The organism is Trinickia symbiotica (assembly GCF_003028655.1).
GTDB lineage: Bacteria > Pseudomonadota > Gammaproteobacteria > Burkholderiales > Burkholderiaceae > Trinickia > Trinickia symbiotica_A.
On sequence record NZ_PYUC01000008.1, the window covers coordinates 112658 to 138659 of the forward strand.

Consider the following 26002-nt stretch of genomic DNA (forward strand, 5'->3'; position numbering starts at 1 on the left):
CTTGCACGATCGTTCAAGACACTCGCCGACAGTCGGCATAAGCTCGGTTACTGGTATTGCCCGAACGGAGCCAACATGCACACCGATTCCCAGCCCACGCCGGCACAACGCGGCCAACTGAAGACCGTCGATTTGCTCGACAAGATCAGTCAGATCGACAGCCACTGGCAGCCACGCGTCGTTGCCGAAATGAACGACTATCAATTCAAGGTCGTGAAAATACTCGGCGACTTCATCTGGCACAAGCATGCCGATACCGATGAGACGTTCATCGTCCTCGAAGGCCGGTTGCGCATCGACCTCCGAGATCGCTCGATCGAACTGCGTGCCGGCGAAATGGCGGTGGTTCCGAAGGGCGTCGAGCATAAGCCGTATGCCGAATCCGAGGTGAAGATGCTGCTGATCGAACCGCGGGGCGTCGTCAATACCGGCGATACGGTCAACGAAAGAACGGCCGAAAACGACGTCTGGCTGTGAGACCGCCATGCGAATGCTGACGCCGATCGTCCGGGAAGCCGTTTTTCCCGCGGATACGCGCGCCCTCGTCGCCGTGATCCACGAGTATGTCCGCTGGCTGGATATGGATCTGTCGTACCGGGGGTTCGATGCCGAAATGAACGCGTTCGAGCGAATTTATACGCTGCCATCCGGCATGTTCTTCATTGCCGACGCCGATGGCGAGGTTGCCGGTTGCGCGGGCCTGCTTCGTCACACGGCCGAGACCGCCGAACTCAAGCGGCTCTACGTTCGCGAAGCATTCCGAGGGCTCTCTCTCGGCGAAACGCTGGTTACGTCGGTGATTCGGAAAGCGAAGACATTGGGTTTCTCGAAGCTGGTTCTCGACTCGGTTCCGCAAACACGTTTCGCACAGCGCATTTACGAGCGGTTGGGCTTCGTCGAAATCACGCCTTTTTACGAGAATCCGGTAGAAGGAACCCGGTTTCTCGCGCTCGAACTCTGACGGTGAAAGTTGATGTTTGGGTCGAGTTGGCATTGGGGGCAACGCCGGGAGCCCCTATAAAGCGGGCCCAAATCGGTTGGCGCAGTCAGGCAAGCAGATACTCGCGTGCCAGCGTGCGTGCGCGATGCAGGCGGCTTTTCGTCGCCGGGACCGACAAGCCGAGACGCGCGGCGATCTCGCCGATCGTGAGTTCCTCGAAGTCGCGGAGCAAGAGGACGTCGCGGTAATCGGCCGGTAGCGACTCCAAAGCGTCGATGAGTTCGCGGCGCAGCGAATCGGTGTCGTGCCGTGCCAGCCATCGATCGACCTCCTCCTCGTTGTAGGGATCGAAATTCAACGCCTTCCGACCGAGTCGCCTGCACTCATGGCGCACGACGCTGAAGAGCCAGCCGGAGAATGCGGCGACGGCGCGGACCGACTCGAATTTGCGTGCCACGATGAGCAGGACTTCCTGGACCGCATCGTCCACGTCCGAAATGAAGCAATTGCGCTGCGCATAGCGACGTATGTCCGGCTGAAAGAGGCGCAGCAGGCGCTCGAGCGCAAGGGGATCGCCAGAACGTGCTGCATCGATGGCCGCTTGTCTTTGCTCGTCGAGGGGCATGTCACCGTCTCTGTTGTTTCGCGAGGCGCCGGCCGACCATCGCGCAGGCGGGGCAAAACCCCACAAGGCCGGAAATGGTCACGCCCGCGGCGGCCAGCGCGCCGACGATTCCGAGAACACCTTTGAGAAACAGGACGGACAACGCCGCGCCCACGGCACCGAGAATGATACGGACAACGCGTTCCCAGCCGGGAACATTCTTGACGTAAAACATGGGTTTGCTTCCTTTATCAAGGTCAAGGTGAGAGACGACCTCTCAGGAAGCTAAGAGGCGGCGCCAATGCGAGTTGGTTCGCGCCCCATTTATTTTCCAACCGTCGAGCCGGCACCGGAACCCGCCGCACAGTGCCACCGAGCCAGAACCTAGCTCGATCGTGCTGGAAATCAGCTCGATCCAGCTAAGGCGCTAGACCGCCAGCCACTTGCAACGCAGCCGGCAGATTGACCCACGCAGAGTCGAATGGCGCAGGCGTGGCATTCGGTCTTAGATACAGGCGAATGCGCCGCGAGGACGGATTCCCTCGTTAGCATCTTTCTATTGCTACGAGGACCCCGCGAAGTTGGTGGCGGATTTCTGGGTCGAAGTTGAAGCGATTCTCGCTAGAAGGAGCAGTCAGCATGAGTACAGCCAACGTCTTGAAGGTCGGGATTGCATCATTGGAGCAATACAAAGCGCGGACGATGGCAATCGCCCGAGGTGACTATGTGCCGAGCCCGGATGAGCCCAAAATCTGGTTTCGGTCGCTCGAAACGCTCGCGCAGGCGCTTTCCGATAGAAACCGCTCGCTGCTTGCGTTGATCATCCCATAACCCCACGCGATGACCGAGCAGCAACTGCAACCGCGCCGCGTCCCCCGGTTCCGGCTATCTAAAGTATCCGCCAACACTGTCGTTAACGTATTACCAAGAGGATCAATAATCCAGTTGACTCGTTATATAGGACGGAAATATGAAAATTTGGCATTTTAGCATCTCCCTGGTCGCGGCCGTCGGCATTGCTGGATGTGCAAGTTCATACGTCCCACCGGCATCGGGACCCGTGGCACAACTCACGTTCAAGAAATACAAGGATTCGACCACCGGCATTCAAACCTATGAGCAGGCCGAAACGTGCTCCTTACGACATAAGATCGCGTTACTTCGCTCCGATACAGAGAAGAGCGTTACTGTAAAAGCTGATGCCCCTCTATCCATTACAATGGGCGTAGACAAGGCAGTAATTCCGGTGCCGATTGGCTTCATCGCTCTGGGATGCAATCCCACGGTGACGTTTGTACCGAAGAGCGGCACTTCGTATACTGCGGAATTGGTATCCGAGCACGGTATGTGCTCAATCAAGGTTATGCAGATCAACTCCGACCGTACGGCCAGTGATGTGCCTGCGGACTCCGTCAGAATCAGGAAATGGAAGCGCGGCTTTGACGAAGGTTCCTCGTTTTGTGATTGAATTGGGAAGCAAACCGCCTGTCCCTTGCAGCTGACATTCGGGGTGCCTAATCGATCGCGAGCTACTTGAGCAACACTTCCAACGCACGCAGATTATCAGCGTAAGCTACAGCCGCATACGCCGGGCTGGCCGGAGCCCGATGAGGTCGAGCGACACGAGGCTTTCCGACAAAGCCAGCATCCAGATCTTCGCCGCCCTGCCGCTATTAAAGGCGACGGCCGCGGCATCGCAGCCACGAGCGCCGTAAGATCATTCTTCGCATGATCGCAAATGCGGCTTTCGAGACTGCCTTCCCGTTTCGCCTTCGCGATCACGTCCCACAACCCCACCCCGACGATCGACCAACGCTTGCAGCCGCGCCTCGTACTCCATACCCGGCAGCGGCTCAACGATCTCATCTCCGTCGATTGCGAAATTTGACCAATCGAGCATCTCTGACCACACGGTTCGCCTCAGTTACCAACACGCCACACTGTCGGCGCTTCGTCAGTAATCGGCCATCAGCGGCCGTTGGCCCACGCTGCCGTACGGACACACGAACGTTGGATCAGCACCAGGCAGCGGACTTTCGTGCGCCGAGCATGTCATTCGCGACATACCCGTCTCGGGTTCATTGAGGTTTCGGGTAATTCGCGGTCACGAACCGAATATGCCGATCCGCGACACGCTAATCGGGTCCCGGCAAGTAAGCCTTGCCGCCTCATCGGCTTGCACGCAGCGGGCGCCGCCTGAACCTCGGTGCGCGACGATCGCCCGCCCAAAGATGTAAGGTAAGGCGACGGACGGCACTTCGGCCAAGCGGTTTGATCTTTTGTGGTCGGCAGGTGCGGGCGATCGCGCGTCCCGACTAGAGTAGACCAGAGCGCGGTGAACGTGGCTTCACTTGTTTTCTTCCGCGTTCCACGTATGCGCAGTCGTGCGCCACTTGCCGTCCGCGCTCTTGGTCATCACCTTCAGCAATACCCCTTTGTATTGCGTCCTCTTGCCGTCCTTCTCCGCCACGGCGGTCCAATTGGCCGTTTCGTACATCACGTTGCCGACCCGGCTCGCGCGGACCACGTCGATCGTGTGATCGTGAACGCCCGCGTCGAAGTAGCTCTTGAAGAGCTTTTCTATTTCCTCGCGTCCTTGAACGGTCTTGCCGTTACCCGGCGATACGACCGCCTTCTCGTCGTATAGCGCGGCGAGCCCGTGGGCGTCGCCTTTGTTGAAGTACTTGTTCCAACTTGCATTCGCTTCCTCGACAAGCTTGTCCTGAGCAAGGGTGGGATGTGGTGCCACCAGCGTGAATAGCGCGCAAAGGCCGCACGCGCCGAGGTACCTCAAGGTCTTCTTCATTGCCTGTCTCCACTAGCAAAGAGCGGCGAGCGGTATGAACGCTTATCGCGCGACCGGCCGTACGTTCACGCGTGATTTCCTTTCAGCCGGTGCAGTATAGGAATCCGCATCGTCGTAATCAATTAACGGAGACCGGTCCTGCTGACCATTGTGAACGGCGCCAGCCGAAACCAGCCGATCGACGGTTCCAGCGGATCGGTTCCTCTCGACTGACTCGACGAGGCGAGCGGCGGCTGTACTTCGAAAGCTGCCGCTTGGACGGTGCATCGGCGAATGGCGGGAGAGGGTCGATTGCAGCCGCTCATCGGCATACATCTTAAGCGTGCCGCCAAGTCACCCCTTTGCGTAACAATCACGAATCCTCAAAGCCAGATTCGTTGGCTGACAGCCATAGCCCGCCCATGTTCTGTCAGTTCTGCTTTATAGCAAATGCGATCGCATCGCCGACCGTTCCCACATCGATGCGACCGTCAATGATGTGCAGGCCAGGATCCCGACTGATGCATAGAGAAGATCTCGGTCCAGTTTTGGCCGCCGTACGTGATGCCCGCGAACGTAACCGTCGACGCCGAGTCATCCACGGCGTATGCGAGGATAGTCTCTCCTTCGATGTTCCATGTTCTAAGCCCAGCCATCAGGGCACCTTGACCGGTACCACGATTCGGAAATGTGGCGAAACTTTCGCACGTATCGAACACGGTGGACCTGTAACGATCAATTGAAGCATCCGAGCGGCCATGATCAACCATGTAGGACTCTATGTTCTGAAGCATTTCGTAGAACGACTGCAAGTACTGAACTTTAAACTTCCTCACCCAGTAGGCCCCGTTTTATTCCCGCGACGTTTGCGGCGCTCTTGGTTCAGCTTTTCCTCGATCTGCTCTCGGGTCATCGCAGTTCCGGGGTTGGCCGTATATTGGAGGTAAGCAGGCACCACCTCCTGGGCTAGCCATTGCCGAACAGCCTTGTCCCGCTCCTTCAGCAACCGAAGCCCGTCTCTAATCACCTCGCTATCGCTGTTGTAGTCACCGCCCGCAGTTTGCTCGCGGACGAAGTCGAGCAGTTCAGGCGTCAACGTAATCGTCAAGCGTTCGCTAGCCATGATTTGGCTCCCTATCCGTTCTGTATGACACTATCATACACTGGTGGAATGCGCCATGCGGGCAGAATCAGTGCTCAATGGATGTTGTCCCTCGCTGTCTCTCATCGCGTCGAAAGCGTCACCATATCATCGGATATATCTCAAAACCAGGGGACACCCACGGACTCCGGGCGAATCAGCAAGATCTTCGAATCACTGGTTCGGAGTTTCGGTCGGCCGCTACTTGCAGCCGCGCCTCGTACTCCATGCTGGGCAGCGGCTCCCCGATTACATCGCCAATCAAATGCAAAAACCGGTTGACCTTTGGTGAATCTGGCACCGATCCGCCAGACGTCCAGCCTTCTGCGAATCCCGCGCGATTCAAGATTCGCGGTTTCGCGCCGATATCCCCAAAAGGAGCCAAATTCGACCCGCCAGGCAAGACCGCACGCGACCGACACCCATCAGCCGATATTGCTTCCTAGGTCGCCGCGTATGTCGGCTCTAACAACATTAGGTAAACCAAACATGCCCAACTTTGTGCGTGCAATCGGCCTGATCGCACCGATTGCGCTGTTATCCGCCTGTTCTTTGGTCGCTCCGCCGTACTCCCCCGCTGTCGACAACATTCAGTCGCTCAAGAACGTCACTACCGCTCACGCGAAAATCGGAGAGTTCGAATCTCGCAAAGGCACCCAAAACTCGTACCCGGTGCCCTTGCGCGCAAATTTGTTGAGGTCCCCGGTTGGAGGGTCATTCGGCGCATACCTTGCCGACGCGATGACGAAGGAATTGATGATGGCCGGCAAGCTCTCGCCGCAAAGCGATGTCGAGATCTCGGCGACCTTATTGGAAAACGACATCGATGTCGGTATCGCAACCGGCGCCGCGAGACTGTCGGCACGGTTCATCGTGACGAGAAGCGGAACGGTACGTTATGACCAGGTCAAATCCGCTCACACACAATGGGATTCCGCGTTCGCCGCAATGATTGCTGTACCGAAAGCGCGCGAAGAATATCCGCTCGCCGTGCAGAAGTTGCTCAGCGAGCTATACGCCGACCCCGCCTTCCTCGAGGCGATTCAATAACAGCACTACTACACGACGAGGAGCCCAACACAATGACATTGATTCGAACGATCGCGGCAGCAAGCATAATCGCAGCACTATCGGGGTGTGCGCACGAGATTTCGCTGACCGGCGACGCAAGCAAAATTCCGGCGCTCTCGACATCCCCGCTCAACAAGACAGTGGGTCTCGTCATCACAGATGAACAGATGTCAAAGGAGGTAATTACTCCCGGGGGCGGCGGTGACAAGGTGAGCTATCACCCGTACCACGACCTCGAACTACCCATCTACGTCGGCCTCGGTCATGTTTTCAAGAATGTGACTAAGCTCAAGAGCGCACCGGATGCAGCAACGATTCAGGCCAAGCATCTTGATTACGTCATCACGCCGACAATCACGACCACGTCGTCGTCCCCCAGCCTTCTCACGTGGCCGCCGACGGATTTCTCGGTCACGCTCGCCTGCACCGTGGCGGACCCGAGCGGTCAGACCGTGGTCACCGAGGATGTGACGGGTACCGGTCACGCCGAGTTTAGCCAATTCAAGCACAACCTGGGTCTTGCAGGGCAGCTCGCAACGGCCGATGCGGTGTCCAAACTGCAGTCGGCACTGGCAAACGCCGCCGAGTTGCAAAAATAGCGCATGCAGGCGCGGTTAAAAGAGCGTTGGCAACCGCGCCTCGCATTCCATGCTCGGCAGCGAAGCTAAGCCGACAGCCACTTACGCAACGCCTCCCAAGCCCTCAACTTCTCGGCATAAGGCACAGACGCACTGCGTGGTTTGCCTCAGTTATCAACACCTCATCCTTTCGTCGCTTCGTCAGGGATCGGCCAAAAGCGATGCTTCCCAGTCGCATAGCGAACGTCTGCTGATGAGCGACCGGGCGCCATTTGGCGGAAGCGATGGCGGCCGACGGTTCGTCGGGCAGACCAGCTTCATTTTCAAGCGCTGTGTGTGGCGGCGCAGGCAGAATTCTGGCCGACGACTCCTGCGATCCGTCCGGTTGCACCACCTGAAATTGCCTATAAGAAAGACAGAACAGGTGGGAAACATGCTGCAACCGGCCCTCGAACGGCCTATTGGCTATCCACAAAGCACCGTCCGCCTCTCGGGCACAAGTCCCGAGGGGACTTTTTTGTCAGTTCGACCCGCCTGCCACGCCACTTCAACCAGTCGGGAGGCACGACATGAAGATGATTGGTTTGCTGACACTACTGGCGAGTGCCGCTGCGCAGGCTCAGGTCACCCTGCCGTTGCCAGCGGGATACCCAACGCTCCTCGGGGTCTCGTGCGGCGGTGTACATGTGGCCAGCTATGTCACGGGATTCGACGCTAACGGGTATATCCACGGCGAGGTCTACGCGTGGACCAGCTGCGGCGGATCGGGGCGCGGCGGCGGCTACCAATTCCATACCTATCAGGCCTGGCACACCATCGTGTGGGACCTGCGCCAGAACTATGAGCTGCTGCCTTACGACAACGTGATGCCCGACCCGGCATTCACGGCCACCGATGCATACGGCAATATCATCCTAAACGGCTGTTCCGCTACAACCAATGGGCAGCCGGCCTGCGTCGCCAGTGCCTATATCTACTATGTTCCGCCCACGATGCCGCCGATTTCGGGCGCCGTCCCCGTCAACCAGGCGAGTGGGCAATCGCCGCCGCCGGGTCGATCGGCTGTTATGGAGCGTGGCAGTGACGATCGCGGAGACTAACTGAAGGGCGGGAACGGGTCGATTACAGCCGCTCGACCGCTTGAGCGCCGAGTGCTTTAGGCGAAGCTACACCGGTAGCCACTTACGCAACGCTTCCCACGCCCTCAACTTCTCGGAGTAAGGCACAGCCGCATATGCCGGGCTGCTCGACGGCAGTCTGATGAGATCGAGCGACATGCGGCTTTCCGCCAACGCCTGCATCCCGATCTTCGCCGCCGTGCCACCGTTAAACGCAACCGCAGCAAGACTCGGCAACCCAGCCACGAGCGTCGCCAGATCGTTCGTCGCATGATCGCGAATGCGGCTATCGAGGCTCCCTTCGCGCCGCGCCTCGGCGATCACATCCCACAACCCCACGCGATGATAGAGCAGCGCCTGCAGGCGTGCCTCGTACGCCATCCGAGGCAAATCTTCCCCGATCACATCGCCAATCAAATGCCAAAACCGGTTCTGCCGATGCGCGTAGTACTGCCCCTGCGCGAGCGAGGCTTCGCCTGGCAGGCTGCCGAGCACGAGCACGCGAGTGTGCTCATCGACGACCGGCGCAAACGAACGCTTCAGCATCACGATGACTTACGGGGAACCGAATGCGGATGCCGCGCATGCAACGGCCGCGCGAGCCGTCCGCGTCTGTCGTGAGCAGTCGCCGCTGTTTCTCCGGCCAACCGCCGCAGGGCAGGCGACGCCCCCTTTTCACGCGACTTCCACGCTTCGAGATGCGCCCATAGCGCCGGCAGCATGCACTCCGTCACCATCAGCGGCTTTCCGCGGCGCAGGAACACCGAGCGGCGCGCAAGGAGCCCCTGCGGCGGCTGACCGGCGATCTCGCGACGCGCCAGGTCGAACAGCGGATGCCGCGACGTCAACCGCACGCTGACGAGCGCGGAGCGCGACACGCTGCCATCGTCATAGAGCAGCTCGGCGAGCGGCCGGGCAGAAAGCCGGCGCATCGACTGCCAGACGCCGCGGCTCGCCGCGCGCGGTGCGATGCTGTGCGCCGCGACGAACGGCACCCCGTCCACGAGCAGGACGACCTCGCGCACCCACACGCGTTCGCGCGGCGCGACCCCGAGCGCCGCCCGTTCATCGGCCCAGGCGCAGGCAACCGCTTCGCGCGTCACGCGCAACGTGACGGTGCCGAGCGTGCGCAAATGCGCCGTCAACGAGCCACCGCGCGTAAGCCAGTCCTTCTGGTCGAAGGTGAACGACGGACGCGGCGTCGCGCGCCACGCTCCGCGCGCGGCCGCAAGGCGCAGCCGTCGTGCACGGATCATCGGGCGAGCAGCAGCGCGTTCGTGCGCTTCACGAAGCTCGCCGGATCCTCGAGCGCACCGCCTTCGGCCAGCATCGCCTGATCGAATAGCAAATGGCACCAGTCGCCGAAATCGCCGCGCTCTGGGGAGAGCGCCTTGACGAGCGCATGGTCGGGATTCACCTCGAGGATGGGCTTGAACTCGGGCGTGTTTTGCCCCGCCGCCTTCAGCATCCGCTGCAGATAGCCGCTCATCTCGCCCTCGTCCGCGACGAGACACGACGGAGAATCGGTCAGGCGAAACGTGAGGCGGACGTCCTTGGCCTTGTCCTTGAGCACCTCTTTCATCTTGTCGACGAGCGGCTTCATCGTCTCGTTCATCGCTTCATGCGCCTTCTTCTCCTCATCGTCGAAGGCGGCGAGATCGAGGTCGCCGCGCGCAACGCTCGCGAGCGGCTTGCCGTCGAACTCGGTGAAGTACGCCAGCGCCCATTCGTCGACGCGATCCGACAGCAGCAACACCTCGATGCCCTTCTTGCGGAACACTTCGAGATGGGGGCTGTTCTTCGCCGCTTGCCAGCTGTCGGCGCTCACGTAGTAGATCTTCGTCTGCTCGGGCTTCATCCGCGCGACGTAGTCGGCGAGCGAAACGGTCTGCTCAGGCGTGTCCGTGTGCGTCGTCGCAAAGCGCGCGAGCTTCGCGATCCGCTCGCGGTTCGCGAAATCCTCGCCGAGCCCTTCCTTCAGCACCTGGCCGAACTCCTTCCAGAACGCGGCATACTTCGCCTTGTCCTCATCGCTCTCCGCATTAGCGAGTTCCTCGAGCATCGACAGCACGCGCTTCGTCACGCCATCGCGAATCGCTTTCACGTCGCGGCTTTCCTGCAGAATTTCTCGCGAAACGTTGAGCGGAAGATCGCTCGAATCGACGACTCCCTTGACGAAGCGCAGATACGACGGCAGCAGCTGCTCGGCGTCGTCCATGATGAACACGCGCTTCACATAGAGCTTGAGGCCGCCGTGGCGCTCGCGGCTCCAGAGATCGAACGGCGCGCGCTTCGGCACATACAGCAACTGGATATACTCGCTGCGGCCCTCGACGCGATTGTGCGTCCACGAGAGTGGATCCTCGTGATCATGCGAGATGTGCTGATAGAACTGTTTGTACTGCTCCTCGGTGATCTCGGCCTTCGGACGCGTCCAAAGCGCGCTCGCCTGATTGACGGTCTCGTCCTCGTCCTTCTCGATGAGCTCGCCCTTTTCGCTGTCCCACTCCTCTTGCTTCATGAGGATCGGCAGCGCGACGTGATCGGAATATTTGCGGATGATCGAGCGCAACCGGTAACCCGAGAGCAGCTCGTCCTCACCTTCGCGCAGATGCAGCGTGATGGTCGTGCCGCGCGCTTTGCGCTCGATGGCCTCCACGGTGAAGTCGCCCTCTCCCGCGCTGACCCAGCGCACGCCTTCGGCGGCCGGCAGGCCGGCGCGGCGCGTCTCGACCGTGATCTTGTCGGCGACGATGAACCCCGAGTAGAAACCGACGCCGAACTGGCCGATCAGCGCCGCGTCCTTTTGCTGATCGCCGGAAAGCTGCGCGAAGAACTCCTTCGTCCCCGAGCGCGCGATCGTCCCCAGGTGCGCGATCGTCTCATCCCGGCTCATGCCGATTCCGTTGTCGTCGACCGTCACCGTCCGCGCGGCCTTATCGAACGAAACGCGAATGCGCAAATTCGGATCGTCCTCGAACAGCTCGCTCTTCGCGATCGCCTCGAATCGCAGCTTGTCCGCCGCGTCCGACGCGTTCGATATCAGCTCCCGCAGGAAGATCTCCTTGTTGCTGTAGAGCGAATGGATCATCAGTTGCAGAAGCTGCTTCACTTCCGCCTGAAAGCTGAGGGTTTCTTGTGCCATGCTCTCGGTTCCCTATTTTTCGTGAAAGAGGATTGACCGGCGCTCAACTGGGGACGGCCACCGCCGTTTTCAAGGGCTTCGCGGCGCGCCGGCCGTCCAGATAGCCGGCGAGAAATCCAGGCAGCGCCGGATCGCCACAGTTGGCGACGTTGAAGCGCATCCAGCTCGTCGGCGACTGGTGCGGCGAAAAGAGGCTCCCCGGCGCAAGCACGAATCCGGCCTCCTGCCCGGCCGCCGCGAGCGTGTCGGCGTCGACGCCCGTATCGGCCCAGAGGAACATGCCGGCCGCGGGCATCGTGAAGAGTTTCATGCCAGCCGTTTCAAGCATCCGCGCCGCCTTGTCGCGCACGCCGTCGAGCCGCGCGCGCAACCGCTCGACGTGGCGCCGGTAGTGCCCCTCGGTCAGCACCTTGTAGAGCAGCCGTTCGTTGAGCTCGGGTGTCGTCATGCCGACGAGCAGCTTCTGATCGGCAAGCACCCGCGCCATCTCGTGCGAGCATGCCGCGAAACCGACACGCAAATTGCCGGTCAGGGTCTTCGAAAAGCTCCCGAGGTAGACGACGCGCTTCAATTGATCGAGGCTTGCAAGGCGCGTAGCGGGGTAGCCCGGCGGCACGAGATCGCCGTACGCGTCGTCTTCCACGATGACGAAGTCGTACTGCTCGGCGAGCCGCAGGATGCGAAATGCCTGCGCGGGCGATACCGACGTCCCCGTCGGGTTGTGCAGCACCGAATTGATCAGAAGCATTTTCGGCCGCCACGTCGCGACCAGCGCCTCGAGCGCATCGACGTCGGGCCCGGCCGCGGTATAGGGCATGCCGATGAGCCGCGCGCCCTGCGAGGCGAAGCGGCCGAACATCTGGAACCAGGCCGGATCGCCGACGATCACCGTATCGCCCGCCTGCACATAGAGTCGCGCGATCAGATCGATCGCTTGAGTAATGCCGGAGACGAGCACGATCTGCTCGGGCGTCGCGCCGATCTCGAGCTCCGCGAGGCGCGTCTGCAATTGCTGACGCAGCGGTAAGAAGCCCTGCGCCGTACCCATGCCGAGCCACTGCGTGGCGCTTTGGCGGCCGAGCGTGCGCAGCGCACTCGCCACGAGCTCGCCGTCGAGCCAGCGCGCCGGCAGGTACCCGAGCCCCGGCCCCTTCTCCGGGCTGCTCGTTTGCAGTGTATTGCGCACGAGCCAGGCCACGTCGATCGCGCTGCGGGCCGGCTCGGCGCGCGTCTCCTGCCGACGCCTCGCATCGGGTGCGCCGATGGCCGAGCGCTCGCGCACGTAAAAGCCGGAGCCTCGCCGCGATTCGATATAGCCCTGCGCGACGAGCCGTTCGTACGCCTCGACGACGGTAAACCGCGATACGCCCTTGTCCTGCGCGAGTTTGCGGATCGACGGCATGCGCATGCCGGGCCTGAATACGCGCTCGTCGATGCGGCGGCGCGCCCACTGCACGAGCTGATCGACGAGCGTGAGCGACGCGGCGCCGTGCGGAGCGGGAATCAGATCGAGGGGAACGGACATGGCGGCATCATGAACTGTACAGAAAAGTATCGCTGCAATTGTACCGTTACTGTGCTGGCGCGGGCGATTAAAGTGGACGCTGCTTCTTCTTTTCCAACCTCTTTCCAACCTCTTTCCAACAACAACGGTCCGGACTTTTATGAGGATGAATTCCCGCGAATCGCAAGGCATGCTGCTCGGTCTCGTCGGCGTGATCGTCTTCAGCCTGACGCTGCCAATGACGCGCATCGTGGTGCAGGAGTTCCATCCCTTGCTCAACGGTCTTGGCCGGGCGCTCGCCGCGTCGGTGCCGGCGGGCGCGCTGCTCGCCTGGCGACGCGAGCCATTGCCGACGCGCGCGCAATTGAAGGGCCTTTTCGTCGTCGCGCTGGGTTGCATCGTTGCGTTCCCCGTCTTTTCGGCTTGGGCGATGAAGACGGTCCCGTCGTCACACGGCGCGCTCGTGGTGGGGCTGCAGCCGATCTTCGTCGCGCTTTACGCGGCGTGGCTCTCACATGAGCGCCCATCGCCGGCTTTCTGGGCGAGCGCGGTGGTGGGCAGCGCACTCGTCGTCGCCTACGCGCTGCACGCCGGCGGCGGCGCGCTCGCCCCGGGTGATGCGCTGATGCTCGCGGCGGTGGCGGTCGGCGCACTCGGTTATGCGGAGGGCGCGCGCCTCGCGCGTCAACTGGGCGGATGGCAGGTGATCTGCTGGGCGCTCGTCGTCGCCGCGCCGTTTCTCGTCGTGCCGGTCGGCTGGCTCGGCTGGGAGCAGCACATTCATCACCCCGGCCCGGTCGCGCTCAAGACCTGGCTTGCGTTCGGCTATGTCGCCCTTTTCTCGCAGTTCATCGGCTTTTTCGCCTGGTATGCCGGCCTCGCGATGGGCGGCACCGCGCGCGTGGGCCAAGTGCAGCTGTTGCAGATCTTTTTCACGATCGCCTTCGCAACGCTCTTCTTCGGCGAGTCGGTCGCGCCGTCCACGTGGTTTTTCGCCGCCGCCGTGATCGCGACCGTGCTCATCGGCCGAAAGGCGGCCGTCCGCACGGCAAGCCCTGCTCGCCCGGGCCTGCGACTGGAGCGATAATCGCGGCTTTCGCCAAGCAACGCAGCGGGCCGCTCACCGATGCGCTCGCCGCTTCTTCCCCACCCGCCATAAGGAGACTTTCATGGATCAAAGCGACTTGCCACACCGCAACTGGCAGCTTTCCGAGCGCGCCCGCAAGCTGACGAGCTCGGCCATCCGCGAGATCCTGAAAGTCACCGAACGGCCCGAGGTCATTTCGTTCGCGGGCGGCTTGCCCGCGCCTTCCACATTCCCCGCTGAGCGAATCCGCGCGGCCACCGATCGCGTGCTGCGCGAAGCGCCGGCCGCCGCGTTGCAGTACAGCGCAACGGAAGGCTATGCGCCGCTGCGCGAATGGATCGCCGCGCGATGCTCGACGGGAGGCGCGACGATCCGCCCATCGCGGGTGCTGATCACGACGGGCTCGCAGCAGGCGCTCGATCTGATCGGCAAAGCGCTCATCGATCCGGCAAGCCCCGTGCTCGTCGAAACGCCGACCTATCTCGGCGCGCTTCAGGCGTTTTCGCTCTACGAGCCGCGCTACGTGCAGGTGCCGACCGATGACGACGGGCTCATTCCCGAGGCGCTGACTTCAGCGCTCGTCAACGGTGCACGGCTGCTCTATGCGCAGCCGAACTTTCAGAATCCGACGGGCCGCCGGCTCACACTCGAGCGGCGTCTCGCGCTCGCCGAGTTCGCCAAGAGCAGCGTGTTTCCGGTCGTAGAGGACGATCCCTACGGCGCGCTCGACTACGCAGGCAAGCCGCTGCCGACGTTGCTCTCGATGGCGCCCGACCATATCGTCCATTGCGGCACTTTCTCGAAGATACTGGCTCCAGGGCTGCGGCTCGGCTACATCGTCGCGCCCGAGGAGCTCCACTACAAACTCGTGCAGGCCAAGCAGGCGACCGATCTGCATACGCCGAGCCTCACGCAGCGCATCGTCCACGAAGTCATCAAGGACGGCTTCCTCGACGAGCAGGTGCCTACCATTCGCGCGCTCTATGCGAGCCAGTGCCAGGCCATGCTCGACGCGCTCGCGCGCCACATGCCCCAGGGGGTGACCTGGAATCGGCCCGAAGGCGGCATGTTTCTTTGGGTCACCTTGCCGGCAGGCGTGGACACGATGCAGTTGCTCGAAGCCGCCATCGCGCATAATGTGGCCTTCGTGCCCGGCGCACCGTTCTTCGCGAATGAAGCGGCATCGAATACGTTGCGACTCTCGTTCGTGACGGTCCCGCCCGCACGCATCGACGAAGGCATCGCTCGCCTTGCCGCGTTGATTCGCGAACGCCTCTGACCGGCGGCGCAACGGCGGCTTTTGCGCTCCGGGCTCCGGTCCGCGCGAAAGCCGCCGAATCGCTTTGCCGGTGGGTCAATTCAATTACTTTTCGAGGACATCTCATGGCTCAGCAAAACGTATATGACAAGCTCAAGTCGCTCGGCATCGAGCTGCCCACGGCACTTACGCCGGCCGCCGCCTACGTCATGTGCGCGCAAACAGGCAACACCGTGTACGTGTCCGGCCACATCGCCAGGAAGGACGGCAAGCCGTGGGTGGGCAAGCTCGGCTCGACGATGACGACGGAAGAGGGCCAAAAGGCCGCCCGCGCAATCGCGATCGATTTGCTCGCCACGCTTCACGCATTCACGGGCGATCTCAATCGCGTGAAGCGGATCGTCAAGGTGATGAGCCTCGTCAATTCGACGCTCGAGTTCACCGAGCAGCACATCGTGACGAACGGCGCGTCGGAGTTCTTCGTCGACGTATTCGGCGAAGCCGGCAAGCACGCACGTTCGGCTTTCGGCGTCGCGCAAATCCCCACCGGCGCCTGCGTCGAAATCGAGCTCATCGCCGAAGTGGCATAAGGGAGAGGCTGGATGCCTTCACGCCAGGTTCGCTTCAAGCAGGTCGACGTGTTTTCAGCGGCGCCCTTCAAGGGCAATCCGCTGGCGGTCGTTTTCGATGCCGACGGGCTCGGCACCGATCAGATGCAGGCGATCGCACGATGGACGAATCTCTCGGAGACCACGTTCGTCTGCAAGCCGACCGACCCGTCGGCCGATTATCTCGTCCGTATCTTCACGCCCGCTTATGAACTGCCGTTCGCGGGGCATCCGACCCTGGGCACGGCGCACGCGCTCGTCGATAGCGGCTACCGCCCCATAACGGCAGGCCGTCTCGTGCAGCAGTGCGGCGTCGGTCTAGTGGAAATCGAGGAGCGCGCAGCGGGCGTGCGAGCATTCAGCGCACCGCCGGCCCGGCTCACGCCGTTGGCCGAAGCCGATTGGGCCGCACTGAGGGAAGCACTGGGTACGGAGAAGATCGATTTCGGCCGCATTGCGCCAACGTCCGTCGACAATGGCGTGCACTGGCTCATGGTCGGCATCGATTCGCCCGAAACGTGCGTCGCGCTCGCACCCGATGCCGGCGCGCTCGCCCGCCTCGCCGAGCGCACCGGTACCAGCGGGGTCGCGCTGTACGCCTCGCACAGCGAGGGCGGACCCGCGACGCTCGAGGTGCGCTGCATCGTCGTCGAAGGCAACCTCTCCATTTATGAAGACCCCGTGACGGGAAGCGCCAACGCGGGGCTCGCGAGCCTTTTCGCCGCTCACGGGCGCCGCCACGGCGAGCGCTATACGGTGCGGCAGGGCACCGCGCTCGGATGCGACGGTCGCGTCTTTGTCGAATACGATGACACGCGCGGCAAAATCTGGATCGGCGGAGCCGCGGCGACGATCGTCGACGGAACGATCCAACTGCCCTGAATCGGGCGTCTTCTCTATTGTGCCCAGTACCGCCGGCTCAACTCCATGCGGCCCCCCGCCGCGGCGCCGGCGGTCCTTCTTCCGAATCAGCCGTTTCCGCGACGCCGAGGAATTCCTCTTCCACGTCGGTGCGCCGTTGCCCAACGTCGAGGCAATGCCGCCCTACAGGCATGCGCTGCCGGGCATGAGCCGGACAAAAAGCGCGTTCCATGAGAAAAAATGTCTTCGCCGCCGAAAACGTGCCCGGCATTCCACACGTTTACCCGATTAAGTCAGGCTATCTAAATTGCTGACCATTCAGTAATATCCTTCTGAAGACTGCCCGATCCAAACAGGGACTTCTCCGGGAACCCCCGAGAGGACTTCTTTGAAAAGCCCCGATAGGATGCTCGCGTCGGGGAGCCCCCGCGAGGACTTCATCAGGGAGCCTACGAAAAGGTGCTCCGTCCGAGGCTCGCGGGGTGAGCCGGCGACTGTGGATGTCTTTCACATGGCGCCGCGGTCAGCCACCGCAGATGCTTGCCATGCAGCCAATGAATGAATCTGCCATGCTAGTAGGACACTCTCTCCCTCTCGCCGCTTGCTAGGCCCCGGCCCCGATGAACTTTTCCCGGTCCCATTCCGCCCGTGACGCGCGCGCGAGGCACGACCCGGTCGGCTCGCGACGCCGTGCCCTCGTTGCGATCCCGGTGCTCGGCCTGCTCGTGCTCGTGCTGCTGTGGACCGTCATCTCGGCGCGCCTTTCGATGGAGCGCGAGTCGACCTACCGGGAAGCGGCCGCTTCAGCCGCCATTCTTTCCGCCGCGCTCGAGCAGCACACGATCAAGGCGATTCATCAGGTCGACCAGATCACGCGCTTCGTCAAGTTCGAGTTCGAAAAAAATCCCGAGCACTTCGACCTGCGCGGCACTGTCGAAAAAGGTGTCGTCCAGAGCGATACGCTCGTCCAAGTCTCGATCATCAATGAGCACGGCACGCTCGTCGCGTCGACGGCCGAGGCTAATCCGGCGCCGATCGACCTCTCCGATCGCGAGCATTTCAAGGTGCACGAGCACGAAAACGACGACCAGCTCTATATCAGCACGCCCGTTCTCGGCCGCGTCTCGCATCAATGGACCCTGCAGATGACGCGCCGCCTGAATCACCTGGACGGCTCGTTCGCGGGGGTCGTCGTCGTATCGGAAAATCCCGGCTATTTCACGGGCGACTTCTACAACAACGCGGCAATCGGCAAGGACGGCGTGATCGCCGTCGTGGCCGACAGCGGAGCGGTGCTCGCGCGCCGCACCGGCGCAGCTCGATCGTCCACCTCGTTTTCGGCAACGGGCGTTTATCCAATCTCGGAGCACGTCTCGGGCACGCAGACCGATCCGATCGACGGCATCAAGCGCATCGTGTCCTATCGACATATCGATGGCTATCCGATGGGCGTGCTCGTCGGGCTCTCCGAAGCGGAAGAGTTCGCCGACTACCATCACACGCGCAACGTCTATCTGCTGATGGCCGGTTTCATCTCGCTCGCGATGCTGGGGTTCTTCGCCGTCGCGACCGGGCTCATCGGCAAACTGCTCGGCCGCGAGCGGGAGATGACGCATCTCGTCGAATACGATCTGCTGACAGGCCTGCGCAACCGCTACGCCACGCTGCAGAGTCTGCGCCACGACGTAGGCGATCCCGCCAACGTCGGCCGGCTCGCGATCCTCTTCATCGATCTCGACAACTTCAAAACGGTCAACGACACGCTCGGCCACAACGCGGGCGACATCGTGTTGCAGATGACGGCCTCGCGACTCGCCGATACCGTCGGCAACGCGGGCGTGCTGTCACGCATCGGCGGCGACGAGTTCGTCGTCGTGCTGAAAGGCGGCGACGTCGAGCGGCAAGCCGTTCAGCTCGCGGAAAGCATGCGCGACGTGTTCGAACAGCCGTTCGATGTCCGCGGCACTTCGTTCGTGCTGCATGCGAGCATCGGCATCGCACTTTATTCGGTCGCGAGCGAAAGCGAGATCGATCTGCTCAAGAAAGCCGATCTCGCGATGTACAGCGCCAAGGACGCGGGCAAGAACTGCTATCAGTTCTACTCGCCGCATTTGTCGCATCGGGCCGATCACCTGATGCAGTGGGAGCAGCAGCTTCGCGTCGCGCTCACGGAACGCCAGCTCTTCCTCGTCTATCAGCCGAAGATCGATCTTGCGCGGCGGTGCATCACGGGCTTCGAAGCGCTCGCGCGCTGGAATCATCCGCAGCAGGGCGTGATCTCGGCGAGCGAGTTCATTCCCGTGGCCGAATCGACCGGCCTTATCGTGCCGATTGGCGATTTCGTCATCGCCGAGGCCTGCAGGCAACTGGCGGCGTGGCAAAGTCAGGGGTACGAGACGCTGACGCTTGCCGTCAACATTTCCGCCGTGCAGTTCTGGCGCGGCGATCTCTACGAGACGATCGCGCGAGCAATCGAGGAAACAGGGATCGCTGCACACCGGCTCGAGCTCGAGATCACCGAGACAGCCATGATGGAGTACCCCGATCTCGTATCCGAGAAAATCGCGGCGCTCAAGAAGCGGTTGGGCGTCAGCATCGCGCTCGACGATTTCGGCACCGGCTACTCATCGCTTTCCTACCTGAACCGCTTCTCGGTCGATACGCTGAAGGTCGATCGATCGTTCGTGCAGGCCATTCCTGCCGATCGCAGCGTCTGCGTGATGGTGTCGGCCATCGTCAATCTTGCGCGCTCGCTCGGGCTCACGGTTGTCGTCGAAGGCACCGAAACCGAAGAGCAGATCGCGTGGCTGTCCGCGCTCGGCAACATCCAGGCGCAAGGCTTTCTCTTCTCACGCCCAGTCCCGGCCGACGGCATCTCCACGTTGCTCGACCGATTCGGCGTATGTGGACTGCGTGAGCCGCTTGCTGTCTATGGCAACGGCAGCAGTCAAAAGAGCACGAGCGGCCAGTCCGCTTGAAAAGATGATCGCGGGGCGCCCGCGACGAGATGTTCGCCGCGCGCTGCACGAGGATCGAGCCGATGTCCGAGGAAGCAACGACCGAGACCGAACAGCGCAGCGCCGAACGTCGCGCCGCGGCCACGCCCGAGGAAACGGCGCCGAACGCGGCCGTGCAGCCGCGGCGCGAGCCACGCTGGGCGCTTTTTTGTTCCGTCTTCGCTCTCTCGGCGCTTTCCTGGGGCGGGATCGCGCTGATCGCACAGCTCGAGCTCCACTATGTCGAGCGGGTGCGCCGCCTGACACGCAACGAATTCTCCGATCTCGTCGCGCTCGCCTGGATATCGCCCGGTGCTGTCGGGTGCAATGTCGCCGTGCTCGTCGGTCACGCGCTGGCCGGCGGCGCCGGAGCGTGGATCGCCGGCGCGGCGTCGGTGCTGCCGTTCTTCTGCGTGATGACCGCGTTTGCCGCCTTCTACCATTCGCCGGTGGTTCGCGCATTCGCGACGCCTGCGCTGATCAATCATTTCGCCGTCGTACTGGGCACGCTGATCGCCCTGACCTGGTACCGTCAGGTGCGCACGCTCATGCATTCTCGAATCGAATGGATCGCCGCTTTGCTCGCCTCGGCGGTGCTTATATACGCCCAGGTAGGCAGCGTGTTCGTGCTGCTGCTCGTCTGCGCGTTCTTTGCCGGCTGGGTGGCTAGCCCCGAACGCACGGGGCGACGGCTGGCGTTCTCGCTCACGCGTTCAGACAAGGTGCTGCTCGCGGCGCTGACCGCATTGATCGCGATATTCGCGCTGCCCGTCCCGGGGCGCTATCAGTCGCTCCTGGTTCTGCCACGGCTCGCGGGCGCGGCGCTGACGCTCTTCGGCGGCGGGTTTTCCGCGTTGCCGGTGCTGAAGATGCTCTTCGTCGCGCCTGGCGTCGGCGTGACGCTGCGCGACTTCACGCTCGCGTTTGCGCTCTCGCCTGTTTCGCCGGGGCCACTGCTCAACGTCGTGCCGTTTCTCGGTTACTTGATTCACGGCGTGGCGGGAGCCGCCGCCGCCACGCTGGCGTACTTCGTCCCTTCAGGCGCGTTGGTGGTATTCGCACGGCGACACTTGCAGCGGCTCGAGACGAATATTCGCTTTGAGCATGGGATGCGCGTGCTGCGGGCCGCGACGACGGCATTTCTCGTCGCCGCCGTCGCGCACGTCTATGAACACGTGCCGTTCACGGCCCCCGCTCTCGGCACCGCGGTGTTCTCGCTGATCGCGCTGGCCCGGTTCAAGATGCCCGTCTATGCCGTCTATTTGGTCGTGGCGATCGTCTACACCGCTTCGACGGCGCTCTCGCTCCCGTGAAGCGCGCGGCGAGACATCTCCCGCAAAGGGAGATGAGCCGACGGATGTGTCGCGATCAAAACCCGCGCGAATAGACGGCCGCGCCGATGGTGACGACGGCAAGGACGAGATTGATCGCCACGAGCCGCCGCATCGTGTCGACCGCCCGGGCCCCGTCGGGCCACTTCTGCGCCTGCACCGCACGCCGGATGCGTGGAAAGACCGCGAAGCGCAGATGCCCAAAGTTCAGCATCATGAGGACGCCGAGCACCGCCATCAGCGTCAATGGCCAGGGTGCATGACTGCCGCCGAAGCGCGCCATCATGAAGCCGCCCGAGAGCAGAATCGCGATCACGGCGATGCCGACCCAGGTCAGGAATCGCCCGAACACCGCTTCGATCAGCGGCAGCCGCAACTGCGGCGATACATCCGCGAGCGACGGGCGCAGACAAAACTGCGCGAAGATCATCCCGCCGACCCAAACCGCGACGGCGGCGAGATGCAGAAACAACGCAACGTTCATGGCGATCGACATCAGGCGTCTCTCCGAAATTCAGGTGTCCGAACGAACGATACCGCTCCCGGCATGCGGCGAGCCGTGTCAGCCGAGCGCCGGCCGCAATGCGCTCACCTTGAGCCGCGTATCGGGTGCGCGGCCGCGGCGCGCGCGCTTGCCGACGTGCGGCTCGAGCGCCGCACCCGCGAACGTCTCCTCCTGCGGCTTGCCGCTGCGCCCCGTGCCGAGCAGCATCAGTCCGGCCGCACCGAACGCGAGCGCCTGCACGAGTGTCTCCTTTTCGTCGAGCATCATGAGCGTGATGCCGCGTCCGCCGCCTGTCAGCGTCTTCATCTCGTCGATTCCGAACACGAGCAGACGTCCCGAGCTGGACAGGCAGGCCACCTGCACGGCATCGGGCACCACCGGCATCGGCGCGAGCGGCGCGGCGCCCGCGTCGATCGTCATGAACGACTTGCCCGCCTTCACGCGGCTTACCATGTCGCTCACCCTGGCGATGAATCCGAAGCCGTTGCTCGATGCCAGCAAAAGCGCCTGCTCGGCATTCGCCGCATAGTAGTGGAGCAAGTGCGTGCCCGCTTCGAGCTCGATGAGCGAAGTCACGGGCACGCCGTCGCCGCGCCCGCCCGGCAGCATCGCGACGGCAACCGAGTAGACGCGTCCCGAGCTGCCCCAGGCGATCAGCGTGTCGGGCGTGCGGCACTGGAACGCCGCATAGAGGCTGTCGCCGTCCTTGAACGAAAAGCCCGCCGGATCGAGCCCATGACCCTTGAGCGCGCGGACCCAGCCGCGCTGCGAAACGACGACGGTCACCGGCTCGTCGACGACGCGCGCCTCGAACGTCGCACGCTTTTCCTGCTGAATCAGCGTGCGGCGCTCGTCGCCATACTGCTTCGCATCGGCTTCGATTTCCTTGATGATCTGCCGCTTCATGACCGTATCGCTCGCCAGCAGCTCCTCGAGCTTCGCCTTCTCGTCGCGCAGCGACTGAAGCTCCTTCTCGATCTTGATCTTCTCGAGCCGCGCGAGTTGGCGCAGCCGGATTTCGAGAATGTCTTCGGCCTGACGGTCTGAAAGGCCGAACGCCGCGATGAGCGCCTGCTTCGGCTCGTCCGATTCGCGAATGATGCGGATGACCTCGTCGAGATTGAGGAAGACGATCATCCGCCCTTCGAGGATATGAATGCGATCGTCGACCTTCGTCAGCCGATGACGCGTGCGCCGGGTGACGGTCGCGAAACGGAACCCCACCCATTCCCTCAGGATTTCGATCAACCCCTTTTGCTTCGGCCGCCCGTCCCCACCGATCATGACAAGGTTCAGCGGCGCGTTCGATTCGAGGCTCGTATGCGCGAGCAGCGAGTTTGCGAACTCCGTCTGATCGATGCGGCTCGTCTTGGGCTCGAAGACGAGCCGCACCGGCGCATCCTTGCCCGATTCGTCGCGCACCGTGTCGACCAGCGCGAGCAACGTTTGCTTGAGCGTCAACTGCTCGGGTGTGAGCGTCTTTTTGCCGAGCTTCACTTTCGGGTTCGTCAGTTCCTCGATTTCCTCGAGCACCTTCTGTCCCGACGTATTCGGCGGCAACTCGGTGACGACGAGTTGCCACTGGCCGCGCGCGAGTTCCTCGATCTTCCAGCGCGCCCGTACCTTGAGGCTCCCGCGCCCTGTCTCATAGGCCGCCGCAATCTCGGCGGGACTCGAGATGATCTGTCCGCCGCCCGGAAAATCGGGACCCGGCAGGTGCTCCATCAATTCGGCGTGCGAAATGTTCGGATGCCGAATCATCGCGACGGCCGCTGCCGCGACTTCGCGCAGGTTGTGCGAGGGAATCTCCGTGGCGAGGCCGACCGCGATGCCCGACGCGCCGTTCAGCAGCAGGAACGGCAAGCGCGCCGGTAAAAGCTTCGGCTCCTGAAAAGAGCCGTCGTAGTTCGGCATGAAGTCGACCGTGCCTTCATCGATTTCATCGAGCAAAAGCCGCGCGATCGGGGTGAGCCGTGCCTCGGTGTAACGCATCGCCGCCGCGCCGTCGCCATCGCGCGAGCCGAAGTTGCCTTGGCCGTCGATGAGCGGATAGCGCATCGAAAAATCCTGCGCAAGGCGCACGAGCGCGTCGTAGGCCGATTGGTCGCCGTGCGGATGATACTTGCCGAGTACATCGCCGACGACGCGCGCCGACTTCACCGGCTTGGCATCGGCCGCGAGGCCCATTTCGTTCATTGCATAGAGGATGCGCCGCTGCACGGGCTTCTGGCCGTCGCTCACGTCGGGCAGCGCGCGGCCTTTCACGACGCTCACCGCGTAGTCGAGATAGGCCCGCTCGGCATAGTGGCCGAGCGTCAGGGATTCGCCGTCGGGCACAACGGCCGGGGCGAACAAATCGTCTTGTTGAGCCATCGAAAATGGTGTCCGTATTCAGGAGGAGCGTGTTCGGCCGTGGCCAATCGCTTCAAATGTCGGCTTCGACTTCGTTGCCCTTCTCTTCGAGCCAGCTGCGGCGCGCGGCCGCTTCGCCCTTGCCCATCAGCATCGTCATGCGCGAGACCGTCGAATCGTAATCGAGCTCGCCGAGCGCGACGGGCATGAGGCGCCGCGTGTCGGGGTTCATCGTCGTATCCCAAAGCTGCTCGGCGCTCATTTCGCCGAGCCCTTTGAAGCGGCTGATCGACCACTGGGATTCGCGCACGCCGTCTTTCCTCAACTTGTCGAGGATGGCCTCCAGCTCGCCTTCGTCGAGCGCATAGAGCTTTTGCGCCGGCTTCTTGCCGCGCGCCGGCGCGTCGACGCGAAAGAGCGGCGGCCGCGCCACGTAGACGTTGCCGCGCTCGATGAGCTGCGGGAAATGCTTGAAGAACAGCGTGAGCAACAGCACCTGGATGTGGGCGCCGTCGACGTCGGCATCCGACAGGATGCAGATCTTGCCGTATCGCAGGTTCGAGAGATCCCCCTCGTCGTCAGGGTTATGCGGATCGACGCCGATCGCCACCGAGATGTCGTGCACCTCATTGTTGGCAAAAAGCCGGTCGCGCTCCGTCTCCCACGTATTGAGCACCTTGCCGCGCAACGGCAAGATGGCCTGGTACTCTTTGTCGCGGCCCATTTTGGCCGAGCCGCCGGCCGAATCGCCTTCGACGAGAAAGAGCTCGTTGCGGGAAATGTCGGTCGACTCGCAATCAGTCAGCTTGCCCGGCAGCACGGCCACGCCCGAGCTCTTGCGCTTTTCGATCTTTTGGCCCGCGCGCGTGCGCGCCTGGGCCTGCTTGATGACGAGCTCGGCCAGCTTCCGGCCGTGCTCGACATGATGATTGAGCCAGAGCTCGAGAGCGGGCTTGACGTACGAAGAGATGAGCTTGACGGCGTCGCGGCTGTTGAGCCTTTCCTTGATCTGCCCTTGGAATTGAGGATCGAGCACCTTGGCCGACAGCACGAACGACACGCGCGCGAACACGTCTTCGGCGAGCAGCTTCACGCCCTTCGGCTGCAGGTTGTGCAGTTCGACGAAGCTCTTGACGGCCTGAAACAGCCCGTCTCGCAGGCCCGCTTCGTGCGTCCCGCCTGCCGGCGTCGGAATGAGGTTGACGTAGGATTCGCGCGTGAGCGGGCCCTCCTCGCTCCAGGCGACGACCCATGCCGCGCCTTCACCTTCGGCGAACGCGTCTTCGGTCGTGCGCGCGCTTTCCGCATATCGCTCGCCCTCGAAGAGCGGGATCAACAGATCGCTGCCGGCCATGCCTTCCAGCAAGTAGCCGCGCAAGCCGTCCTCATACTTCCAGCTCTGACGCTCGCCCGTCTTCTCGATGACGAGCGTCACTTCCACGCCAGGCAAAAGCACCGCCTTCGAACGCAAGAGGCGTTGCAACTCGCCGAGCGGCACGTTCGACGAATCGAAATATTTCGGATCGGGCAGCGCCGTGACGCACGTGCCCGAGCGCTTTTCGCCCTTTTCGGCCGCGCGGACTTCGAGAGGACGGACGACATCGCCGTTCGAGAAGCCGATCTTGGCGACCTTGCCGTCGCGCCAGACTGTCACGTCGAGCTTCGACGAAAGCGCGTTCGTCACCGAAACGCCGACCCCGTGCAAGCCGCCCGAGAACGTGTAGGCGCCGCCCGCCGCCTTGTCGAACTTGCCGCCCGCGTGCAGGCGCGTGTACACGATTTCGATGACGGGCACGCCCTCGTCGGGGTGCAGTCCGAACGGAATACCGCGGCCGTCGTCCTCTACCGAGACCGAGTGATCGGCGTGCAGCGTCACCGTGATCTGTCGACCGTAGCCGCCGAGGGCCTCGTCGGACGAGTTGTCGATGACTTCCTGAATGATGTGCAGCGGATTCTCGGTGCGCGTGTACATGCCGGGCCGCTGCTTGACCGGCTCCAGGCCCTTCAACACCTTGATCGACGCCTCGCTGTACGCGGCGCTTGGCTTTTTCGTGGGCATCGTGTCGTTAAGTCATCGTTGTCCACAGCGGCTGTGGATATCCGCGTGGACAAAACGTT

Annotated in this window: 24 protein-coding genes; 13 read left to right on the plus strand and 11 right to left on the minus strand. The window is 62.6% G+C overall.

Going from position 1 to position 26002, the window contains the following annotated elements:
- Nucleotides 1-75: 75 nt before the first annotated feature.
- Together C9I57_RS17020 and C9I57_RS17025 are read left to right on the plus strand one after the other, a co-directional pair.
- A complete protein-coding gene (locus C9I57_RS17020; protein WP_107151829.1) occupies nucleotides 76-477 on the plus strand; it encodes a cupin domain-containing protein in 402 nt (133 codons plus the stop codon).
- Nucleotides 478-484: 7 nt separating this feature from the next.
- Complete coding sequence (locus tag C9I57_RS17025) at nucleotides 485-961, plus strand: GNAT family N-acetyltransferase (protein ID WP_107151830.1); 477 nt, start codon at nucleotides 485-487, stop codon at nucleotides 959-961.
- Nucleotides 962-1046: 85 nt separating this feature from the next.
- Here the strand turns inward: C9I57_RS17025 and C9I57_RS17030 are convergent, their stop codons facing one another.
- Complete coding sequence (locus C9I57_RS17030; protein ID WP_107151831.1) at nucleotides 1047-1565, minus strand: RNA polymerase sigma factor; 519 nt, start codon at nucleotides 1563-1565, stop codon at nucleotides 1047-1049.
- 1 nt (nucleotide 1566) lies between these two features.
- Nucleotides 1567-1779: a YgaP family membrane protein gene (locus C9I57_RS17035; protein ID WP_107151832.1), complete on the minus strand. Its 213-nt coding sequence runs from the start codon at nucleotides 1777-1779 to the stop codon at nucleotides 1567-1569.
- A 404-nt stretch (nucleotides 1780-2183) separates the two neighbouring features.
- Here C9I57_RS17035 and C9I57_RS17040 point away from each other — a divergent pair, with 404 nt between their 5' ends.
- Both C9I57_RS17040 and C9I57_RS17045 read left to right on the plus strand, forming a co-directional pair.
- The gene (locus tag C9I57_RS17040) at nucleotides 2184-2375 is read left to right on the plus strand and encodes a hypothetical protein (RefSeq protein WP_181321862.1); all 192 of its coding nucleotides are present in this window, start codon (nucleotides 2184-2186) and stop codon (nucleotides 2373-2375) included.
- Between the two features lie 139 nt (nucleotides 2376-2514).
- Complete coding sequence (locus C9I57_RS17045; RefSeq protein WP_107151833.1) at nucleotides 2515-3012, plus strand: hypothetical protein; 498 nt, start codon at nucleotides 2515-2517, stop codon at nucleotides 3010-3012.
- An 879-nt stretch (nucleotides 3013-3891) separates the two neighbouring features.
- Here C9I57_RS17045 and C9I57_RS17055 read toward each other — a convergent pair.
- Together C9I57_RS17055 and C9I57_RS17065 are read right to left on the minus strand one after the other, a co-directional pair.
- Nucleotides 3892-4350, minus strand: a complete 459-nt coding sequence (locus C9I57_RS17055; RefSeq protein ID WP_107151834.1) for a YybH family protein — start codon at nucleotides 4348-4350, stop codon at nucleotides 3892-3894.
- Between the two features lie 811 nt (nucleotides 4351-5161).
- Entirely contained in the window at nucleotides 5162-5452 is a 291-nt protein-coding gene (locus tag C9I57_RS17065; RefSeq protein ID WP_107151836.1) for a type II toxin-antitoxin system ParD family antitoxin, read from the minus strand.
- A 474-nt stretch (nucleotides 5453-5926) separates the two neighbouring features.
- On the opposite strand from C9I57_RS17065, the gene C9I57_RS17075 reads away from it, so the two are divergent.
- The 3 genes from C9I57_RS17075 (at nucleotide 5927) to C9I57_RS17085 (ending at nucleotide 8219) form a co-directional block, all read left to right on the plus strand.
- Nucleotides 5927-6520 (plus strand): hypothetical protein, encoded by a 594-nt coding sequence (locus tag C9I57_RS17075; RefSeq protein WP_258187686.1) that lies wholly within the window; start codon nucleotides 5927-5929, stop codon nucleotides 6518-6520.
- A 32-nt stretch (nucleotides 6521-6552) separates the two neighbouring features.
- Nucleotides 6553-7140, plus strand: coding sequence for a hypothetical protein (locus C9I57_RS17080; RefSeq protein WP_107151838.1), 588 nt, complete (start codon nucleotides 6553-6555; stop codon nucleotides 7138-7140).
- 548 nt (nucleotides 7141-7688) lie between these two features.
- The gene (locus C9I57_RS17085; RefSeq protein WP_258187687.1) at nucleotides 7689-8219 is read left to right on the plus strand and encodes a hypothetical protein; all 531 of its coding nucleotides are present in this window, start codon (nucleotides 7689-7691) and stop codon (nucleotides 8217-8219) included.
- Nucleotides 8220-8285: 66 nt separating this feature from the next.
- On the opposite strand, the gene C9I57_RS17090 is transcribed toward C9I57_RS17085, so the two are convergent.
- From C9I57_RS17090 to C9I57_RS17105, 4 genes are read right to left on the minus strand one after another with little or no spacing between them, the layout of a single operon-like run.
- Nucleotides 8286-8786 (minus strand): DNA-deoxyinosine glycosylase, encoded by a 501-nt coding sequence (locus C9I57_RS17090; protein WP_107151839.1) that lies wholly within the window; start codon nucleotides 8784-8786, stop codon nucleotides 8286-8288.
- Nucleotides 8783-9493 carry a chorismate--pyruvate lyase family protein gene (locus tag C9I57_RS17095; RefSeq protein WP_107151840.1) on the minus strand — a complete coding sequence of 237 codons (711 nt, stop codon included), beginning with the start codon at nucleotides 9491-9493 and terminating at the stop codon, nucleotides 8783-8785. Before C9I57_RS17095 ends, C9I57_RS17090 begins: the two co-directional genes overlap by 4 nt.
- Nucleotides 9490-11382, minus strand: a complete 1893-nt coding sequence (htpG, locus tag C9I57_RS17100) for a molecular chaperone HtpG (protein WP_107151841.1) — start codon at nucleotides 11380-11382, stop codon at nucleotides 9490-9492. The genes C9I57_RS17095 and htpG overlap by 4 nt, the downstream gene beginning before the upstream one ends.
- A 43-nt stretch (nucleotides 11383-11425) precedes the next feature.
- Nucleotides 11426-12907, minus strand: a complete 1482-nt coding sequence (locus tag C9I57_RS17105; RefSeq protein ID WP_107151842.1) for an aminotransferase-like domain-containing protein — start codon at nucleotides 12905-12907, stop codon at nucleotides 11426-11428.
- Nucleotides 12908-13052: 145 nt separating this feature from the next.
- Here C9I57_RS17105 and C9I57_RS17110 point away from each other — a divergent pair, with 145 nt between their 5' ends.
- The 6 genes from C9I57_RS17110 to C9I57_RS17135 all read left to right on the plus strand — a co-directional run bounded on the left by C9I57_RS17110 (nucleotide 13053) and on the right by C9I57_RS17135 (nucleotide 21009).
- Nucleotides 13053-13973 (plus strand): DMT family transporter, encoded by a 921-nt coding sequence (locus tag C9I57_RS17110; protein WP_107151843.1) that lies wholly within the window; start codon nucleotides 13053-13055, stop codon nucleotides 13971-13973.
- Between the two features lie 82 nt (nucleotides 13974-14055).
- Nucleotides 14056-15252 carry an aminotransferase-like domain-containing protein gene (locus C9I57_RS17115; RefSeq protein ID WP_107151844.1) on the plus strand — a complete coding sequence of 399 codons (1197 nt, stop codon included), beginning with the start codon at nucleotides 14056-14058 and terminating at the stop codon, nucleotides 15250-15252.
- 104 nt (nucleotides 15253-15356) lie between these two features.
- The gene (locus tag C9I57_RS17120; RefSeq protein ID WP_020566466.1) at nucleotides 15357-15821 is read left to right on the plus strand and encodes a RidA family protein; all 465 of its coding nucleotides are present in this window, start codon (nucleotides 15357-15359) and stop codon (nucleotides 15819-15821) included.
- Nucleotides 15822-15833: 12 nt separating this feature from the next.
- Complete coding sequence (locus C9I57_RS17125) at nucleotides 15834-16721, plus strand: PhzF family phenazine biosynthesis protein (protein ID WP_107151845.1); 888 nt, start codon at nucleotides 15834-15836, stop codon at nucleotides 16719-16721.
- A gap of 599 nt (nucleotides 16722-17320) precedes the next feature.
- Nucleotides 17321-19678, plus strand: coding sequence for a bifunctional diguanylate cyclase/phosphodiesterase (locus C9I57_RS17130; protein ID WP_107151846.1), 2358 nt, complete (start codon nucleotides 17321-17323; stop codon nucleotides 19676-19678).
- 62 nt (nucleotides 19679-19740) lie between these two features.
- A complete protein-coding gene (locus C9I57_RS17135) occupies nucleotides 19741-21009 on the plus strand; it encodes a chromate transporter (RefSeq protein WP_258187688.1) in 1269 nt (422 codons plus the stop codon).
- A 55-nt stretch (nucleotides 21010-21064) separates the two neighbouring features.
- Here the strand turns inward: C9I57_RS17135 and C9I57_RS17140 are convergent, their stop codons facing one another.
- The 3 genes from C9I57_RS17140 to C9I57_RS17150 all read right to left on the minus strand — a co-directional run bounded on the left by C9I57_RS17140 (nucleotide 21065) and on the right by C9I57_RS17150 (nucleotide 25943).
- Nucleotides 21065-21523 (minus strand): CopD family protein, encoded by a 459-nt coding sequence (locus C9I57_RS17140; protein WP_107151847.1) that lies wholly within the window; start codon nucleotides 21521-21523, stop codon nucleotides 21065-21067.
- 66 nt (nucleotides 21524-21589) lie between these two features.
- Complete coding sequence (parC, locus tag C9I57_RS17145) at nucleotides 21590-23905, minus strand: DNA topoisomerase IV subunit A (RefSeq protein WP_107151848.1); 2316 nt, start codon at nucleotides 23903-23905, stop codon at nucleotides 21590-21592.
- A 52-nt stretch (nucleotides 23906-23957) separates the two neighbouring features.
- Complete coding sequence (locus C9I57_RS17150) at nucleotides 23958-25943, minus strand: DNA topoisomerase IV subunit B (RefSeq protein WP_107151849.1); 1986 nt, start codon at nucleotides 25941-25943, stop codon at nucleotides 23958-23960.
- Nucleotides 25944-26002: the final 59 nt, after the last annotated feature.

Coding starts and splice junctions, on each gene's coding strand:
- C9I57_RS17095 (WP_107151840.1), bottom strand. CDS start 9,493: ATGATCCGTGCACGACGGCTGCGCCTTGCGGCCGCGCGCGGAGCGTGG.
- C9I57_RS17150 (WP_107151849.1), bottom strand. CDS start 25,943: ATGCCCACGAAAAAGCCAAGCGCCGCGTACAGCGAGGCGTCGATCAAG.
- C9I57_RS17105 (WP_107151842.1), bottom strand. CDS start 12,907: ATGTCCGTTCCCCTCGATCTGATTCCCGCTCCGCACGGCGCCGCGTCG.
- parC (WP_107151848.1), bottom strand. CDS start 23,905: ATGGCTCAACAAGACGATTTGTTCGCCCCGGCCGTTGTGCCCGACGGC.
- C9I57_RS17025 (WP_107151830.1), top strand. CDS start 485: ATGCGAATGCTGACGCCGATCGTCCGGGAAGCCGTTTTTCCCGCGGAT.
- htpG (WP_107151841.1), bottom strand. CDS start 11,382: ATGGCACAAGAAACCCTCAGCTTTCAGGCGGAAGTGAAGCAGCTTCTG.
- C9I57_RS17110 (WP_107151843.1), top strand. CDS start 13,053: ATGAATTCCCGCGAATCGCAAGGCATGCTGCTCGGTCTCGTCGGCGTG.
- C9I57_RS17035 (WP_107151832.1), bottom strand. CDS start 1,779: ATGTTTTACGTCAAGAATGTTCCCGGCTGGGAACGCGTTGTCCGTATC.
- C9I57_RS17040 (WP_181321862.1), top strand. CDS start 2,184: ATGAGTACAGCCAACGTCTTGAAGGTCGGGATTGCATCATTGGAGCAA.
- C9I57_RS17045 (WP_107151833.1), top strand. CDS start 2,515: ATGAAAATTTGGCATTTTAGCATCTCCCTGGTCGCGGCCGTCGGCATT.
- C9I57_RS17055 (WP_107151834.1), bottom strand. CDS start 4,350: ATGAAGAAGACCTTGAGGTACCTCGGCGCGTGCGGCCTTTGCGCGCTA.
- C9I57_RS17140 (WP_107151847.1), bottom strand. CDS start 21,523: ATGTCGATCGCCATGAACGTTGCGTTGTTTCTGCATCTCGCCGCCGTC.
- C9I57_RS17115 (WP_107151844.1), top strand. CDS start 14,056: ATGGATCAAAGCGACTTGCCACACCGCAACTGGCAGCTTTCCGAGCGC.
- C9I57_RS17065 (WP_107151836.1), bottom strand. CDS start 5,452: ATGGCTAGCGAACGCTTGACGATTACGTTGACGCCTGAACTGCTCGAC.
- C9I57_RS17120 (WP_020566466.1), top strand. CDS start 15,357: ATGGCTCAGCAAAACGTATATGACAAGCTCAAGTCGCTCGGCATCGAG.
- C9I57_RS17085 (WP_258187687.1), top strand. CDS start 7,689: ATGAAGATGATTGGTTTGCTGACACTACTGGCGAGTGCCGCTGCGCAG.
- C9I57_RS17125 (WP_107151845.1), top strand. CDS start 15,834: ATGCCTTCACGCCAGGTTCGCTTCAAGCAGGTCGACGTGTTTTCAGCG.
- C9I57_RS17020 (WP_107151829.1), top strand. CDS start 76: ATGCACACCGATTCCCAGCCCACGCCGGCACAACGCGGCCAACTGAAG.
- C9I57_RS17130 (WP_107151846.1), top strand. CDS start 17,321: ATGAACTTTTCCCGGTCCCATTCCGCCCGTGACGCGCGCGCGAGGCAC.
- C9I57_RS17080 (WP_107151838.1), top strand. CDS start 6,553: ATGACATTGATTCGAACGATCGCGGCAGCAAGCATAATCGCAGCACTA.
- C9I57_RS17135 (WP_258187688.1), top strand. CDS start 19,741: ATGTCCGAGGAAGCAACGACCGAGACCGAACAGCGCAGCGCCGAACGT.
- C9I57_RS17075 (WP_258187686.1), top strand. CDS start 5,927: ATGTCGGCTCTAACAACATTAGGTAAACCAAACATGCCCAACTTTGTG.
- C9I57_RS17030 (WP_107151831.1), bottom strand. CDS start 1,565: ATGCCCCTCGACGAGCAAAGACAAGCGGCCATCGATGCAGCACGTTCT.